11 protein-coding genes are annotated in these 14950 nt (G+C 63.8%); 9 read left to right on the forward strand and 2 right to left on the reverse strand.

Translation table 11 applies throughout. The features are described 5' to 3' along the window. The first annotated feature begins 77 nt into the window (after positions 1-77). The 5 genes from AAGS40_RS01885 (at position 78) to AAGS40_RS01905 (ending at position 8086) form a co-directional block, all read left to right on the forward strand. Complete coding sequence (locus AAGS40_RS01885) at positions 78-722, forward strand: response regulator transcription factor (RefSeq protein ID WP_345812828.1); 645 nt, start codon at positions 78-80, stop codon at positions 720-722. A 240-nt stretch (positions 723-962) separates the two neighbouring features. Beyond that, positions 963-1697: an aquaporin Z gene (gene aqpZ, locus AAGS40_RS01890; RefSeq protein WP_345812829.1), complete on the forward strand. Its 735-nt coding sequence runs from the start codon at positions 963-965 to the stop codon at positions 1695-1697. A gap of 76 nt (positions 1698-1773) precedes the next feature. Continuing rightward, positions 1774-6195, forward strand: a complete 4422-nt coding sequence (locus AAGS40_RS01895) for a transporter substrate-binding domain-containing protein (RefSeq protein WP_345812830.1) — start codon at positions 1774-1776, stop codon at positions 6193-6195. 356 nt (positions 6196-6551) lie between these two features. Beyond that, positions 6552-6986, forward strand: coding sequence for a CHRD domain-containing protein (locus AAGS40_RS01900; protein WP_345812831.1), 435 nt, complete (start codon positions 6552-6554; stop codon positions 6984-6986). Positions 6987-7102: 116 nt separating this feature from the next. Then, positions 7103-8086: an alpha/beta hydrolase gene (locus AAGS40_RS01905; protein WP_345812832.1), complete on the forward strand. Its 984-nt coding sequence runs from the start codon at positions 7103-7105 to the stop codon at positions 8084-8086. Here the strand turns inward: AAGS40_RS01905 and AAGS40_RS01910 are convergent. Further along, on the reverse strand, positions 8056-8898 hold the full coding sequence (locus AAGS40_RS01910; protein WP_345812833.1) for an EcsC family protein: 843 nt from the start codon (positions 8896-8898) through the stop codon (positions 8056-8058). The two genes, AAGS40_RS01905 and AAGS40_RS01910, sit on opposite strands and share 31 nt — an antisense overlap. Positions 8899-9036: 138 nt before the next feature. On the opposite strand from AAGS40_RS01910, the gene AAGS40_RS01915 reads away from it, so the two are divergent. Both AAGS40_RS01915 and AAGS40_RS01920 read left to right on the forward strand, forming a co-directional pair. Beyond that, positions 9037-10632, forward strand: coding sequence for an MDR family MFS transporter (locus AAGS40_RS01915; protein WP_345812834.1), 1596 nt, complete (start codon positions 9037-9039; stop codon positions 10630-10632). 30 nt (positions 10633-10662) lie between these two features. Continuing rightward, positions 10663-11157, forward strand: coding sequence for a MarR family winged helix-turn-helix transcriptional regulator (locus AAGS40_RS01920; RefSeq protein ID WP_345812835.1), 495 nt, complete (start codon positions 10663-10665; stop codon positions 11155-11157). On the opposite strand, the gene AAGS40_RS01925 is transcribed toward AAGS40_RS01920, so the two are convergent. After that, entirely contained in the window at positions 11121-12398 is a 1278-nt protein-coding gene (locus tag AAGS40_RS01925; protein ID WP_345812837.1) for an amino acid deaminase, read from the reverse strand. The genes AAGS40_RS01920 and AAGS40_RS01925 overlap by 37 nt on opposite strands. 143 nt (positions 12399-12541) lie before the next feature. Here AAGS40_RS01925 and AAGS40_RS01930 point away from each other — a divergent pair, with 143 nt between their 5' ends. Together AAGS40_RS01930 and AAGS40_RS01935 are read left to right on the forward strand one after the other, a co-directional pair. Next, entirely contained in the window at positions 12542-13432 is an 891-nt protein-coding gene (locus tag AAGS40_RS01930; RefSeq protein ID WP_345812838.1) for a MurR/RpiR family transcriptional regulator, read from the forward strand. A 3-nt stretch (positions 13433-13435) separates the two neighbouring features. Beyond that, a complete protein-coding gene (locus tag AAGS40_RS01935; protein ID WP_345812839.1) occupies positions 13436-14917 on the forward strand; it encodes a D-aminoacylase in 1482 nt (493 codons plus the stop codon). The last annotated feature ends 33 nt before the right edge of the window (positions 14918-14950 follow it).

The raw sequence follows: 14950 nt of genomic DNA on the forward strand, positions 1-14950 counted from the left end.
GAAGATGAACTGGCGCGGCCCCGGGGAAGCACGTGAAGTGCGGGGCACGCCAGTCGATAAAACAACACAACTAGAACATGACACACAAGATTCGCGTCATCGTGGCCGACGATCACGAATGCATTCGCGTCGGCGTCAAGCGGCTTCTCAAAACCGCTCCGAACATCGAAGTCGCAGGGGAGGCGGCGCACACCGAAGGTCTCGCCGAACTCCTCGATCGCTGCGCGTGCGACGTCATTGTCTCGGACATCGGCATGCCGGGCATTCACGGCGCGAGCAATGCCGTTTCTTTCTTGCGCCGCCTGCTGCGCGGTCGGCCGCGACCCGAGGTAGTCGTGCTCACCATGATCAGTCATCCTCATATGTTGTCGGGGCTGCTGAATCTGGGCGTCGGCGGCATTGTCGATAAGAGCGATACGACCGGCGCGTTGATCGACGCTATCGAGCAGGTCGCCGCCGGGCGCGTCTATCTGTCCGCGGCGGCGCGCTACGCGCTGGAAAGCGCTGACCCGCCGCCGCAGTTGCGCGCGGGGGCGCTCAGCGCGCGCGAGTGGGAGGTCTTCCAGCTCTATGTGCAGGGCCTGGCGGTGCATGAGATCGCGCTGCGGCTTAAGCGCAGCGGCAAAACGATCAGCACGCAAAAGCGGAGTGCGATGCGCAAGCTCGGACTGGTGACCGAGTCCGATCTGATCGAATACGCGCGCCAGATAGGATTGATATGAACGCGCGGCGCGTACTTGTCTGCGTTCGTCAATCGAAAAGCAAGTTTAGGACTCTTCTGATTGGCCCTACAACGTTGACGACTCATAGTGCCGAATTCGCCGCGGTTTTGCTTTCGCCTTTCAATCGACGTTGCGGATCGATTCGCCACACTGAGCGACAGGAAAGCCGGAGGTTCGGGCAGATGTCATACAGTGCTTTTCTGCGCGTCGTCTGCCTCATACAGACAAAGTGGAGGCGGCATGGTCGCGCTGGGTAAGCGGTTGTTGATCGAAGGCATAGGCACCGCCTGGCTGGTACTCGTTGGTTGCGGCAGTGTCGTGTTGAACACCGGCGCACTCCAGCAGGGTTACGGCGTGCTGGACGTGTCGATCGCATTCGGCCTCGCGTACATCACCGCCGCGTACGTGCTCGGTAACCACTCCGGCGCACACTTCAATCCGGCTGTCACGGTCGGCTTCACCGTTGCGCAACGTTTCCCGGTCAGGGATCTGCTGCCCTACATCGCCGCGCAGATTCTGGGCGCCACGTTAGCGGCCGCGCTGCTCGTCTATCTGGCGAGCGGCCGTCCGGGGTTCGAACTCGGGGTGAGCGAATTTGCGGCAAATGGCTTTGGCGAGCATTCCCCCGCCGACTACCAGCTGCATGCGGCCTTCGTCGTGGAATTCGTGCTGTCGTTCATGTTCGTCGTGACAAACCTCCTGCTGGCGAGGCGGCGCAATCTCCGGCTGGTCGCACCGCTCGTCGTCGGCGCCTGTCTGACAGTCGTCTATCTCATTTCTATTCCGGTCACGAACGGCTCGGTGAATCCCGCCCGTTCCACCGGCCAGGCGCTCTTCGTCGGCGACTGGGCGCTGGACCAGCTGTGGCTGTTCTGGGCGGCGCCCATGTCGGGCGGCGTCGCGGCCGGCGCGCTGCTTTCGTTGCTGCACGGCAAGTCCGACACGGCTGCCGCCGCGCGTGGCGAAGCGGTGTGAGAGGCACGTCGTGCGGATTTTTCTGGCGACGCGCTTGAGCATGGGGGGCAACGCAATGCGTCGGGCGTTTTGCCAGATGCGCGCCTACCTGCTCGCGCTGACCTGCTGCATGGCATTGCAGACCGCCGCCGCCGCGCCCGCGCCGTCTCCGCCGCCGTCCGCGCCACCATCGGGCGCGTCTGGCGCAGGCGCCTTTCCCGCCAGACTCACCGTAGGTGTGCTCACTCATAACTGGCTGCCGTTCGACTCGATGCAGGACGGCCACCCCGGTGGTCTGAGCTTCGATTATTTGCGAGCGCTCGTCGGGCCGGACGTCGAAATCGAACCGCGTGCGTTCGACGACATGCCTGAACTGCTCGCCGCCGCGTGTGCAGGCAACGTCGACGTGCTGATGAGCATGGCTCGCACGCCCGAGCGTGAACGCTGCCTCAGTTTCACCGCGCCCTACTTTCGCGCGACCACGTCGGCGGTGGTACGGCGAGACGTCGGCGGATTCGAGCGTGCCGAACAGCTGGCGGGTGCGCGTATCGCAGTCGAAAAGGGCTTTGCACTCGAACGGTCGTTGCGCGAGCGTTTTCCGCGCGCGCAGATTGTCTCGTACAGCACGACGCACGACGCGCTGTTGGCCGTCGTGCAAGGGCACGCCGATGTTTATCTCGGTTTCACCCCGGCCGTGCTTTACGCGCTCGCCACGGACGAGTTCCGCAACCTGCGCGTGGCCTTCGAAGAAAGCGGCAAGACCGCCGATCTGCGCTTCGGTGTGCCGCGAAGCAACGCCGCGCTCCGGGATCGACTCGACGCGGCGCTCGCCTCGCTGAATCCGGCCGACGAGGCCGCGATCCGTGTGCGCTGGCTGTCGGCCCCGTTCGACGTGACGTCCGTATCAACCGCGCCGCGACTCGTGCTGACGCCGCAGGAGCAAACGTGGCTGCGATCGCTGCCGCCGTTGCTCGTGGGCGTCGACAGCAACTGGCGGCCATTCAGTTACGTCGACGAAGCCGGTCAGCCGGCAGGCGTCACGGCGGATTACCTCGCCTACCTGAGCCGCGCGCTCGGCGTCACGTTCAAACCAGTCGATTCGGCTGACTGGGCAGCTACCGTGCAGGCTTTTTTGCGGGAGCAGTATGCAATGCTCGCCACGGTGTCCAGTCACGACCCCGGCCTCAAAACCGCGCTGCACTCGCGCGTGTACGAAAGCTTTCCACTGGTGATCGTCGCGCGCGAGGACGAGCCGGCGGCGCGCTCGCTCAGCGACTTCGCGGCGCGGCGTGTGGTCGTTCCTCCGCATGTCGCCGAGTCGATGCCGGTCGACATCGCATCCATTCCGCCGGATCACATCGCCGCCGCGCCGAGTCTGGACGACGCGCTGAATCGCGTGGCCACCGGCGAGGCAGACGCAGTGATCGCCAATGTGGCGACCGTGGACACCGTGCTCAGGGAACGTTATCCCGGCGTGCTGAAGATCGTCGGCGCGCTCGGCGCGTCGGATTCGCTCGACTTCGCCGTGCGCGGCAATTTGCGCCCGCTCGCCGGATTGATCGACCGCGCGCTGCTCGCCATGCCGGCGGCCGACAAGCTACGTATCCGGCAGAAATGGGTGGGCGGCGCTGCGTCGCAAGGCGGCGTGTGGAGCGTCACCGCGGTGCGTCTTTTGCCGCTGCTGATCGGCATTGGTGTCGTGCTGTTGGTCACGCTGCGCGCCTATCTGTTGCTTCAGCGTGAAGTCAGATTGCGCAAGCAGACCGAGCGTGAACTGGCGCTGCAACTGAACTTCCAGGAAACCATGATGAAGATGGTGCCCTATCCGCTGGTTGCGAAAGATCTGCAAGGCCGCTATATCGCAATCAATCGCGCGTATGAAGACGCATGCGGTCTGCGTCGCGAGGAGGTAATCGGACGCACGACCGTCGAGGTCGGAACCTGGGGCGTGGAAAACAGCCACCTGCTGGACGACATGTCACAGCGCATGCTCGATGGCGGTGAGCCTTCACAGGTCGAGTTGCAGTTCGAAGGGAGCGCAGGCGATCTGCGGCATGGGCTCTTCTGGACGAGTCTTTGCCGTGGTGCGGACGGCCAGCCGGTGTGCGTGCTGGGCACCATGGTCGATATCACCAATATCCGGCGCGCCGAAATGCTCGCGCGTGAGACCGAGCGGCGCCTTTTCGACGTCACCCGCTCGTTGCCGGCCGTGGTGTTTCAGTTGCGCCGCACGCCCGATGGTGCGTACTCGTTCCCGTATGTCGGCGGCGACACGCGGCATCTTCTGCGTCAGGGCGACGCGGTGTCGTCAGGCCGCGAGCCGTTCGATCTGGAGCGCGTGTGCGAGCCTGACCGTCAGTTCGTACGGAGCGAGCTGGAGCGCTCGGCCCGTTTCGAATCGCCAGTCCAGATGGAGTTCCGTTTCGAAAGCGACCACGAGCAGAAATGGGCGCGTGCTGAACTGGTGCCGCGGCGTGAGCCGGATGGCAGTGTCGTGTGGAGCGGTTACGGGGTGGACGCGAGCGCGGAGCATGCGCGCGCCGAAGAACTGGCGCGGGCGCGCGACATCGCGGAAGCCGCGTCGCGTGCCAAGGACGACTTCTTCGCGATGATGAGCCATGAAATTCGTACGCCGATGAATGGCGTGCTCGGCCTCGTCGAAGTGTTGGAGCGCACGCAACTGAACGCCGACCAGGGCGAAATGCTCGGCATGATCCACGAATCGGCGGGCGCGTTGCTGCAGATCATCGACGACCTGCTGGACTATTCGAAAATCGAAGCCGGCCGCTTGACGATCGAAGCCGAGCCGATCGACATACGCGAACTCGTGGACAACGCGGTGGGGCTGCTCGCGGGGCGCGCACATGAAAAGGGTCTGAAAGTGCGCGTAGATATCGCGCCGGACGTCGCGGCCACGCTGCGCGGCGACAGCGTGCGAGTACGGCAGATCCTGTTCAATCTGCTCGGCAACGCGATCAAGTTCACGCCAGATGGCGAAGTGGACGTATGCGTGTCGGTCGCGTCGCAAACGGGTGGCGTGCAGACGCTGGAAATGACGGTGGCCGATACCGGTATCGGTATCGCGCCCGAGGTTCAGGCCAAACTGTTCGAACCGTTCGTGCAGGCCGAGTCGTCCACTACGCGCCGCTTCGGCGGCACCGGGCTCGGTCTGACGATTTGCCGCAAGCTGATCGAGCTGATGAACGGATCGCTGTCGTTGCGCAGCGAGCCCGGCCAGGGCACGAGCATGACTGTGCGGCTCGCCATGCCGGTCGAGACGCGGCGCTATTCGGTCAATGGCCTTCGCGGCAAACGCGCGATCGTCATGTGCGGCGACGTTCAGGTGAGCCAGGCGCTCATCCATTTCGGCACGGCGCTCGGGCTCGAATGGCGGAGCCTCTCGCCCGATGCCGCGCAACTGAACGACGCCCACGCGCTTGCCAACACCGATCTGCTTTTTGTGAGCGAGGCCGTGCAGGTGCCCGCTCGCACCGGTCCCACGCCCCGGGTCATCTATCTCACGGAGAAACCCAAGCCAACCGGTTACCGTGTTCTCGAGAACAACGTGCGACTCAGCATCAATCCGATATCCTGGCGCGGTTTCGGCGCGGCATGTGCGGCGGCAATGACAGGCCTGCCGGCGATGACGCAGCGCGCAGCGGGTGCGGCGCGCCATCCCGAGGGTGCCGCCGTGCCGCCGGATCGTGAGCAGGCAATCGCGAGCGGCCGGTTGATCCTTGTCGCAGAGGATCATCCGGTGAATCAGGAGTTGATCCGTCATCAACTGGCGTTGCTCGGTTTCGCCTGCGACGTGGCGAATGACGGCGCGGAAGCACTGCTCGCGCTCGAACGCACGCACTACGGTTGCCTGATCACCGATTGCCATATGCCCAACATGTCGGGCTACGAACTCACGCGGCGTGTTCGGGAAGCCGAGCAGGGCGGCGCGCAGCGCTTGCCGATTCTCGGCATCACGGCAAACACCGCGCCGGAAGACCTGAATCTCTGTCGTGATGCAGGTATGGACGACAGTCTCGTGAAGCCCACGCGTCTTGCTACTTTGCGCGATTATCTGAGCCGCTGGTTCGGCACCGACAGCGCGTGGCAAGCGGCGCCCGCGGAGCCCGGCGGTGCAGCGGTAATAGCAGACTCACCGGTTAGTTCGGCCACTGCGCCATTCGTGCCGGTCGACCTCGGTCACATGACGCAGTTATGGGGCAGTGAATCGACGGTCAAGGCATTGCTCGACTCGTTCGTTTCGTCGGTGAGGAAAGACGTGCAGTCGTTGTCGCCATTGCTCGAATCCAGCGATGTAGCGCGGGTGCGCGAGTGGCTCCATCGGGTGACGGGGGCGGCGAGCGTGTTGCAGTACCCGCCGCTGATTAGCGCGCTGGAGGAATATCGTCGCGATATAGCGGGCAAGACGCCGGAGCGTGTGCGTTGCGAAGGGCTGGCGCTGGTCGACAGGTGCAATGCGATGCTCGACGGAATCGAGCAGCAAGCCGCTTTGCTTGCTTGACGGATCTGCGTCACCGTAGTGCGTGAGTGTCGTTTCAAACGGGCTGCGTGAAAAAAAACGCGGCCGAAGCCGCGTTAAAGATTTGGAGACATCCCTCGATGAAGGAGTCACTTCTCGCAGCCGGAAGCATAACCGGGATGACGCAATCGATTCACAACAAAAACCGCAATTAACTGTTTGAATAAATCGATTTAAACATGGCAGCGCGCGGCGCGCGCGAGTGCCAGTCGCATCGTATGCGGTGTGCCGGCATGCGCCTGTCAGCCCAAACGGGCCCGGGCGATTTGCACTAGTATGTGGTGGCTGCGCACGACATCGAACGTCGGTGTGGCGGCGCATCCAGTCCGGAGAAGACCATGAGTGCAATTCGAAAATTGAACGTTGCGGTGGTGTTGTGGGCATTGGCGTCGGGCGTCGCCCTCGCGGATACGGTGGCCTTGAAAGCGGATCTCGAACCTTCGAGCGAAGTGCCGCCGCGCGTGAGTCACGGGCACGGCATGTTGAACGCCACATTCGACACGTCGACCCAATCGCTGCAATGGACCGTCACTTACGAAGGATTGACCGGGCCGGCAACCGCCGCGCACTTTCACGGTCCCGCGCCGGTCGGGCAGAACGCCAAGGTCCAGGTGCCGATTGGCAAAGACGCGCTCGGCAGCCCGATTAAAGGTTCTGCTGCACTCACCGAGCAGCAGGTGACGGATCTGATGGCGGGTCAGTGGTACTTCAACATTCACACCGCACAGAATCCGATGGGCGAGATTCGTGGACAGGTTCTGCCCGCCAACTAGCGCACGACCCACGCTGTATCCGGCGGTACGCGCGGTTTTTGAGATTAGAAGCCGGCGTCCACCGATGCCGCCGCGAACGCACGTAACATGACAGGACACACCAAGGAGCGTGTCCTATGAGTTGGCAAAGTGCACTCGCATGCTGGTTTCTGCGCAGGCAGTTTCGTCCGGAAACGCTCAAGCCGACCATCAACGTTGAGAAAGCGCGTGCGCTGACTGCCCGGCGCGCCTGGTCGCCACGCGTGCCCAAGGGTTGGGTTCTGCGCGAATGCAATGGGCCGAACGACATGCCGCTGCGCGGCGAGTGGTTCGGGCCCGTCCATTCTGCGCAGGCGTCGAACATACACGCATCGACTGACCGGCCAACCGTGCTGTATTGCCACGGCGGCGGTTACTACTTCTGCTCGCCGCGCTCGCATCGCTCAATCGTGTTTGGTCTTGCAACGCGTGCCGATGCGCCCGTCTTCTCGCTCGACTACCGGCTTGCGCCCGAGCACCGTTTCCCCGCCGCGCTCGACGACGCCTGCGCCGCCTACCGCCGGCTCATAGCGACGGGCATTGCTGCGGAGTCGATCGTGATGGCGGGCGATTCCGCGGGCGGCGGCCTCGCGCTCGCCACGCTGCTTGCATTGCGCGACGCCGGCGACCCGCTGCCGTCCGGATGCCTGCTGTTCTCGCCGTGGACCGATCTGGCAGCCACCGGCGCGACCCTTCGCACCAACGACGGCCGCGATCCCATGTTCAGCGGTCCCGCCATCGCGCTTGCCGCGAAGGTCTATCTCGGCGACGCGCCGGCTACGCATCCGTATGCTTCGCCCGTCTATGGCGATCTGAACGGCTTGCCGCCGCTATACATCATGGCCGGCAGCACGGAGGTGTTGCTGGACGACTCGCAGCGCGTCGCGGACAAAGCGCGCGCTGCGGGCGTCGACTGCGAATTTGAAGTGTGGGAGAACATGCCGCACGTGTGGCCGATGTTCGCGCCGTTCATTCCGGAAGCGAACCGCGCGCTCGACAATGCCGCCGCCTTCGTCCGCCGGGTGACGAGCGCGCGCAGCGGCGCGGCCGCTCAGCCACCGGGCGCGATGTCGATGGTCTGATAGGCGGACTCGATCGCCTGGTGGCCGTACTGGCGCTCCAGACGTCGCACGGTGAAGTGGCCGTGCGCGACCTGCTGGAAGTGATCGATGAACACGGTGTTGACCATTGCGCCGAGTACCGCGCCGATCGCGGGGATCGACTTGGCGGCAATCTGTTCGCTGACCTGCACGGAAAAGCGCGATGCAATTGTGTTGAGCAGACGCAGCAACGCCGCCGAACCGTGCGCGGTGAACCCCTTCGTCGCAATCTCCGACGATGCCTTCGACACCGCCTGCGCGAGTGCACCGCGCATGATGAAGTAGCCGAAGTCGGCGTCGTCGTCGGACTTCGACGTGCCGCCCATACCGAGTACGGTCAGACATTGGAGTTGCGTGTCGATCGCGGTCAGATCCTCGCCCTCGCTGCGCGCAATGTCGCAGATCGAGCGGAACATCAGCGTGGTCGTCACCGGCAACTCGACGGGCAGCGCGAACATGCCGAAAGCGCCGCCGGCCGCGCCCGTGGTCGCCACCGCGAACTTGTGCAGCAGGTTGCTCGGCCTGTCGGGGACGACCAGCGGTGAAGCGCCGTCCTGGCGCCCGAGCGTGCGCAGCGCGATCGACAGGCACTTGCGCAACGCCAGCTCGGTGGCGTCCGTGACCTTCTCGTTGGCGAAAGCCGGCATGCGCGAGAGCAGCTTCTCCAGCGGCGAGCCGACGATGCTCGCCAGCTTCATTGCCAGCGCGGGACTTTCCAACTGGTGTTTCGCGCGCCGCAGCGCGGCCAGATCGTGATCGGATAACGGTTGTGCTTCGAGCGAACTCGGCTCCATGTGCCTCCCTGGCGTAATCCGTTGTCTGTATCGAGTCGATGGACGGGGCTTGCGCTCCGTCGCCGTGGTCCAGCTTAGAGCGCGACCGCGTGGTATGATTCCCAATCGTTTGACAAGTCAACTGTTGTACTATCAAAAATGGCTGTCCATACCGCGGCTCACCATTCGAGTGGGCAAGTTTTACCATTCCGCGAATCACTGCTGGCGATGCTCGGCATCTCTTTTGTCACGATGCTGGTCGCGCTCGATCAGACCGTCGTCGGCACCGCGCTGCCGACCATCGTCGCCGAACTCAAGGGTTTCGAGCTGTACGCGTGGGTTGCGACGTCGTACCTGTTGACCTCCGTCATCACGGTGCCGATTTTCGGGCGGCTCGGCGACTATTACGGGCGAAAACCATTCGTGATCGCGTCGATCGTCGTCTTTACGGGGGCCTCCGTGCTGTGCGGCGCGGCGAACAACATGCTCTTTCTGGTGCTTGCGCGGGGATTGCAAGGCATCGGCGGCGGCATGCTGGTCGGCACCGCGTTCGCCTGCATTCCTGATCTTTTCCCGGACTCGGTGGTGCGCCTGCGCTGGCAGGTGCTGATGAGTTCCGCGTTCGGCATTGCGAATGCCGTTGGGCCGTCGCTCGGTGGTTTTCTCACGCAGTATTACGGCTGGCGCTCGGTGTTTTACGTGAATTTGCCGGTCGGCTTGCTGTCGTTGTTCTTCGTCTGGCGCTTTCTGCCGCATCTGCGGCACGTCGAACATAAGGGCAAGATGAGGCTCGACTGGCCCGGCGCGTTGCTGATTGCCGTCGCGCTCGGCTCGTTGCAACTGTTCGTCGAAATGCTGCCGAAGCATGGCGTCACGCTGACTGCCGCCGCATTGCTTGCGTTGAGCGTGGCGTCCGCCTACGCGCTGTGGCAGTGGGAAAAGCGTTGCCCGACCGCAATCCTGCCGGTCGATATGTTCCGCAACGCCAGCCTTTCCGCGCTCTTCACACTCGCCGTGATGGGCGGCTTCTCGATGTTTTCGCTGTTGTTCTACGCGCCGCTGCTCTTCCAGGGCGGCTTTGGAATGTCGCCGAAAGAAGCGGGGCTCGTGATTACGCCGCTCGTCGTGTTCATCACGGTCGGCAGCATTGCCAACGGACGGATCGTGTCGCGCGTGCGCAATCCGAATCTGATGCTTTATGTGGGCTTTGCGCTGCTGGCGCTGGCGTGCCTGGGTGTGGTCGTCGCCACGCGTGCCATGCCGCAATGGTTGCTGATGACCTTCATGGTGCTGGGCGGCCTCGGGCTCGGCTTCGTGATGCCCAATCTCACGATCTTCGCGCAGCAAACGGCGGGTCGCGAGCATCTCGGCATTGCCACGGCGCTGCTGCAGTCGCTGCGGATGATCGGCGGCATGATCGGCACCGCGCTTACCGGCACGCTGGTGAGTCACATGTATGCGAGCGGCGTGCGCAGCACGCTGGAAAGCGACCACGCGACGCACTGGTTTCCGGACCTGGGCGATCCGCAGATCCTCATCAATCACGACGCGCAAAACACCTTGCTCGGCCAGTTGGCGCATGCCGGCCACAATGGCGCGATGCTGCTCGAAAGCGCGCGCGAGGCGCTCGTCTCCGCCATTCATGTGGGTCTTGCGATGGCGGCAATCGTCGCCGTGCTGTCGGTGTGGCAAAGCCGGCGCGTGCCGCCGGTCAAGCTCCAGCGCAAGCTCGAGCCGGTGATCCACGCGGATTGATTTTGCGACTTATCGTTGGGCTGGAACATCATGGAAGAACAGGACCGTGTCGCCGTCATGCAGCAGTTCGGCCGCACTTATCGGGCGTTCATGTCGGCATTCGAGACACACGTGGGCCATCCGCTGCCGCGCTGGCGCATTCTGCTCGCGTTGCACGAGCAGGCGGGTGAATCGTCGCAAAAGCGTCTGGTCGAGCGCTTGCGTGTCGATCCGGGTGCGCTCACGCGTCAGTTGAAGACGCTGGAAGGGATGGGCTGGATCGCGCGCAGCATGGACACGCGCGATAACCGGGTGACGAACGTGCGTCTGACGCACGCCGGGCTGATGGCAACAGAAGCCAGCTTGCCGCGTCGCAATGCTTTTCTGCACGACACGATGGCCACATTGCCCGAAGAAGCGCTGGGCGCGCTGTCGGGCGCGTTGCAGATGCTCGAGGCGCGGATTGGCGAAGTGGCGTCCGCGTCCTCTTCTGATGAAGCCGGCGCCGATCAGAAAAACGTTTCGATGACCTCGGTGACGCGATAAGCCGGATCGACCACGAGCACCTGGCGCCATTTGTCGAACGTCAGGCACGGATGTGAAATGTCGAACGCGATCATGTCGCCCACTCTCAGATCAGCGCCAGCGGGAATCCGCAGATATGCGTGCTGATCCATCAAACCGAAAATCTCCCAGCCTTCGTCCGCCGCAATATCTCGCGGCGCCTCGTTACCCGGACGATAATGACGCGCCGGTTCGGGCAGGCCTGCGTCGAAAGCGGAGTCGCGTTTGCCGAGGCCGATGATCGCGCGATCCGGTTCGGGAATGGATTGCACATACGCCCACAGTTGAAGCGCCGGCACCAACCCTTCGCCCATTTTCTTTGCGACCGGATTGCGCGCAAAAATCTCAGTCTGCGCCTTCCGATAGATGCCGACGTCATGCGTGAGGTAGCAGCCGGGCCGCAATACGACCTCTACCTTGCCGGTTCCGGATGCCTTCGCAAATTCTTCCGCGACCACGTCGTACCATGCCGAACCCGCGCCCGACAGCACCGCCGGCGTGCGGGCGAAGCGTCCTTCTTCGACCAGTTCGCGTGTCACGGCCACTGCGCTTTGCAGGAACGCGCGCACGTCCTGTTCTTCTTTCAGCACGCCCTCGTACAACTCGACGCCCGCAAGCTTCAGTGCATTTGGATAACGGGCGATCGCTTCGAGCACCGCGTTGCGCTGCGCTGCGTCGCGCACGCCGGTGCGCCCGCCCGGCACGCCGAGTTCGAGCAACACCTGCAGCGTCTTGTTCACTGACGTAAAGAATGTGCCCAGCTGCTCGACGCCTTCCGCGGAATCCACGAGGCAAAAGAATTCGAAGTCCGGATCGCTCAGCAGTTCGGCGACCATCATCATATTGCGACGGCCCACGAGCTGATTAGCCATGAGGATGCGCGTAACGCCGCCGTGATAAGCCGCGCGCACCTGATGCGCGGTGGCGAGCGTGATGCCCCACGCGCCGGTTTCCAGTTGCCGCCGGAACAGTTGCGGCGCCATGGTGGTCTTGCCATGAGGCGCGAGCTTCACACCGTATTCGGCGACGAACGCCTGCATCCACTTCAGGTTGTGTTCTACGCGATCGGCATACAGCACGGCAGCAGGCAGGCTGACGTCTTCGTTCAGCAGATTCCACTCGAGGCGTGCGGCGTCCGTGAGCTGGATGCTGGTGCCCGGAACCATGCCCAAGCCCTTGCTATAAGGATCGATCGTTGCGCCCTGATAGTTTGTAACTTTCATGTCTCCCTGCTCCATCGTCCGTTTAAATTGCACTAAAATTGACTTTAGCATGTTACCGAAAGTACGATGTGCAGAGAAATGTTATTTAATACCACAGCCTGCGGAGGCGCTTCGACGTCCTTTGCGGCCTCCCGCCGTGCGTCATGAATTCAACCGCTGAACCGCTGACCTTCGACATCGTCGCACGCATTGCCGAATGCGCGCCCGAGTTGCGTTCGGCTGAACGCAAGGTCGCTGCGCTGATTCTCGATGATCTGACCGGCGCTTCGCGCGCCAGCATCGGCGCGTTGGCGGAGCGCGCGCAAGTGAGCGTGGCGACGGTCACGCGCTTTGCCAAGGCAGTGGGCTGTCGCGACGTCCGCGAACTGAAGCTGCGGCTTGCGCAGGCGGCGGCGGTCGGCCAGCGCTTCCTGCAGCCGGGCAGCACCAGTGGCGCGCCCGAGCCGATCGCCACGCGCGTATTCGATGAACTGCAGACCACGCTGGCGCACAACCACCAGTTGTTGCGCCAGGCGCCGCTGAGCGAGGCCGCTGCCGCGCTGCGCGAAGCGCGCATGATCTACGTGTTCGGCATGGGCGGCGGGTCCACCGCGCTTGCCGACGAGATGCGTTTCCGGCTCGTGCGCCTCGGCCGGCCCGTCGCGACCTATCAGGATGCACTCCTGCAGCGCATGGTGGCGAGCACCGTGTCGCGCGAATGTGTAGTGATCGCGTTGTCCACTACGGGGCGCGTGCCGGAAATGCTCGAGAACTGCAAGATCGCGCGCAGCTACGGCGCGACGGTAATCGCGCTGACCGCGCCGGCCTCGCCGCTCGCCAAGCTCGCCGACTGGGTCATCCCGATCGTTGCGTTCGAAACTGACTTCATTTACAAGCCTTCGTCATCCCGTTACGCGATGATGATGGCGCTCGATGTGCTCGTCACCGAACTTGCGGTCAGCCAGGGCGACGAGAGCCGCGAACTGCTGCGCCGCATGAAACACGCGCTGGATACGCATCGCGGCGGCGGCGATCGACAACCGTTAGGAGACTGATACATGCATTCGCATCCCGAAGCTGCCGATACGCTGATCGTCGGCGCGCAACTCTACGACGGCACCGGCGCGCCGCCTGTCGAGCGTGACGTGGCAGTCCGCGACGGCCGCATCGTCGCGATCGGCAATCTGTCGAACTGGCTCGCCGAAGAAGTGATCGAAGCCGAGGGGCGGGCGCTCGCGCCGGGTTTTATCGACGTCCATACGCACGACGACACGCACGTCATCCGCTCACCGCACATGCTCCCGAAGATCTCGCAGGGCGTGACGACGGTGATTGTCGGCAACTGCGGGATCAGCGCGTCGCCGGTGTCGCTCAAAGGCGATCCGCCTGATCCGATGAACCTGCTTGGCGAGCGCGACGCGTTCCAGTATCCGACCTTCGCCGCGTATGTCGATGCGGTGAATGCGGCGCGGCCGGCGGTGAACGTCGGCGCGTTGATCGGACACACGGCGCTGCGCAGCAACCAGATGGACCGGCTGGACCGCGCGGCGACGCAGCAGGAGATCGAGGCTATGCGCGCGCAGTTGGAGGAGGCGTTGGCAAACGGTGCGCTCGGGCTGAGCTCGGGCCTCGCGTATGGCTCCGCATTCGCCGCGCCGACCGAAGAAGTGATGGCGCTGGCCGAACCGCTCGCCGCTGCTGGCGCGTTGTACACCACGCACATGCGGACCGAGTTCGACGCGATCCTCGACGCGATGGACGAAGCGTACCGCGTCGGACGTCATGCGCACGTGCCGGTGGTGATTTCGCATTTGAAGTGCGCGGGGCCGTCGAACTGGGGGCGCAGCGAAGAGGTGTTGAAGTCGCTGGAAGGCGCGCGGCGCATGCAGCCGATCGGTTGCGACTGCTATCCGTACGACCGCAGTTCGTCGACGCTCGATCTGAAGCAGGTAACCGGCGACATCGATATCACGATCACGTGGTCCGAGCCGCATCCCGAAATGGCGGGCAAGCTCGTCAGGGAGATTGCAGCGCAATGGGGTGTCACGCAGCAGGAGGCGGGCAAGCGCCTGCAACCGGCGGGCGCCGTGTATCACAACATGTCGGAAGACGACGTGCGGCGCATCCTGTCACATCCCGCAACGATGGTCGGTTCGGACGGCTTGCCGAATGATCCGTTGCCGCACCCGCGCTTATGGGGCGCGTTTCCGCGCGTGCTGGGTCATTACGCGCGCGACGCCCGGCTGCTGCCGCTCGAAGAAGCGGTGCGCAAGATGACCGGTTTGTCCGCGCGTCGGTTTGGACTGGCGCAGCGCGGCGAGGTGCATATCGGCTATCACGCGGATCTCGTGCTGTTCGACCCGGCCAAAGTGCGCGACGCCGCGACGTTTGAAAAGCCGCAGCAGGCGGCGGACGGCATCGACGCCGTGTGGGTGAACGGCGTGCTCACTTACCGCGACGGCGAAGTGACCGGCGAGCGTGCTGGACGATTCGTGGCGCGCGGGGCGGCGTCGAAAGGCGACGCGCACGGCGCGTTCTGATGGTTTTGATTGCGGCGCGCGGGGCGATTTTGC

The sequence above is a fragment of the Paraburkholderia sp. PREW-6R genome (genome assembly GCF_039621805.1).
GTDB lineage: Bacteria > Pseudomonadota > Gammaproteobacteria > Burkholderiales > Burkholderiaceae > Paraburkholderia.

Bases quoted from the DNA above. Each gene is read 5' to 3' on its own strand.
- AAGS40_RS01885 (WP_345812828.1), top strand. From the start codon at position 78: ATGACACACAAGATTCGCGTCATCGTGGCCGACGATCACGAATGCATT.
- aqpZ (WP_345812829.1), top strand. From the start codon at position 963: ATGGTCGCGCTGGGTAAGCGGTTGTTGATCGAAGGCATAGGCACCGCC.
- AAGS40_RS01895 (WP_345812830.1), top strand. From the start codon at position 1,774: ATGCGCGCCTACCTGCTCGCGCTGACCTGCTGCATGGCATTGCAGACC.
- AAGS40_RS01900 (WP_345812831.1), top strand. From the start codon at position 6,552: ATGAGTGCAATTCGAAAATTGAACGTTGCGGTGGTGTTGTGGGCATTG.
- AAGS40_RS01905 (WP_345812832.1), top strand. From the start codon at position 7,103: ATGAGTTGGCAAAGTGCACTCGCATGCTGGTTTCTGCGCAGGCAGTTT.
- AAGS40_RS01910 (WP_345812833.1), bottom strand. From the start codon at position 8,898: ATGGAGCCGAGTTCGCTCGAAGCACAACCGTTATCCGATCACGATCTG.
- AAGS40_RS01915 (WP_345812834.1), top strand. From the start codon at position 9,037: ATGGCTGTCCATACCGCGGCTCACCATTCGAGTGGGCAAGTTTTACCA.
- AAGS40_RS01920 (WP_345812835.1), top strand. From the start codon at position 10,663: ATGGAAGAACAGGACCGTGTCGCCGTCATGCAGCAGTTCGGCCGCACT.
- AAGS40_RS01925 (WP_345812837.1), bottom strand. From the start codon at position 12,398: ATGAAAGTTACAAACTATCAGGGCGCAACGATCGATCCTTATAGCAAG.
- AAGS40_RS01930 (WP_345812838.1), top strand. From the start codon at position 12,542: ATGAATTCAACCGCTGAACCGCTGACCTTCGACATCGTCGCACGCATT.
- AAGS40_RS01935 (WP_345812839.1), top strand. From the start codon at position 13,436: ATGCATTCGCATCCCGAAGCTGCCGATACGCTGATCGTCGGCGCGCAA.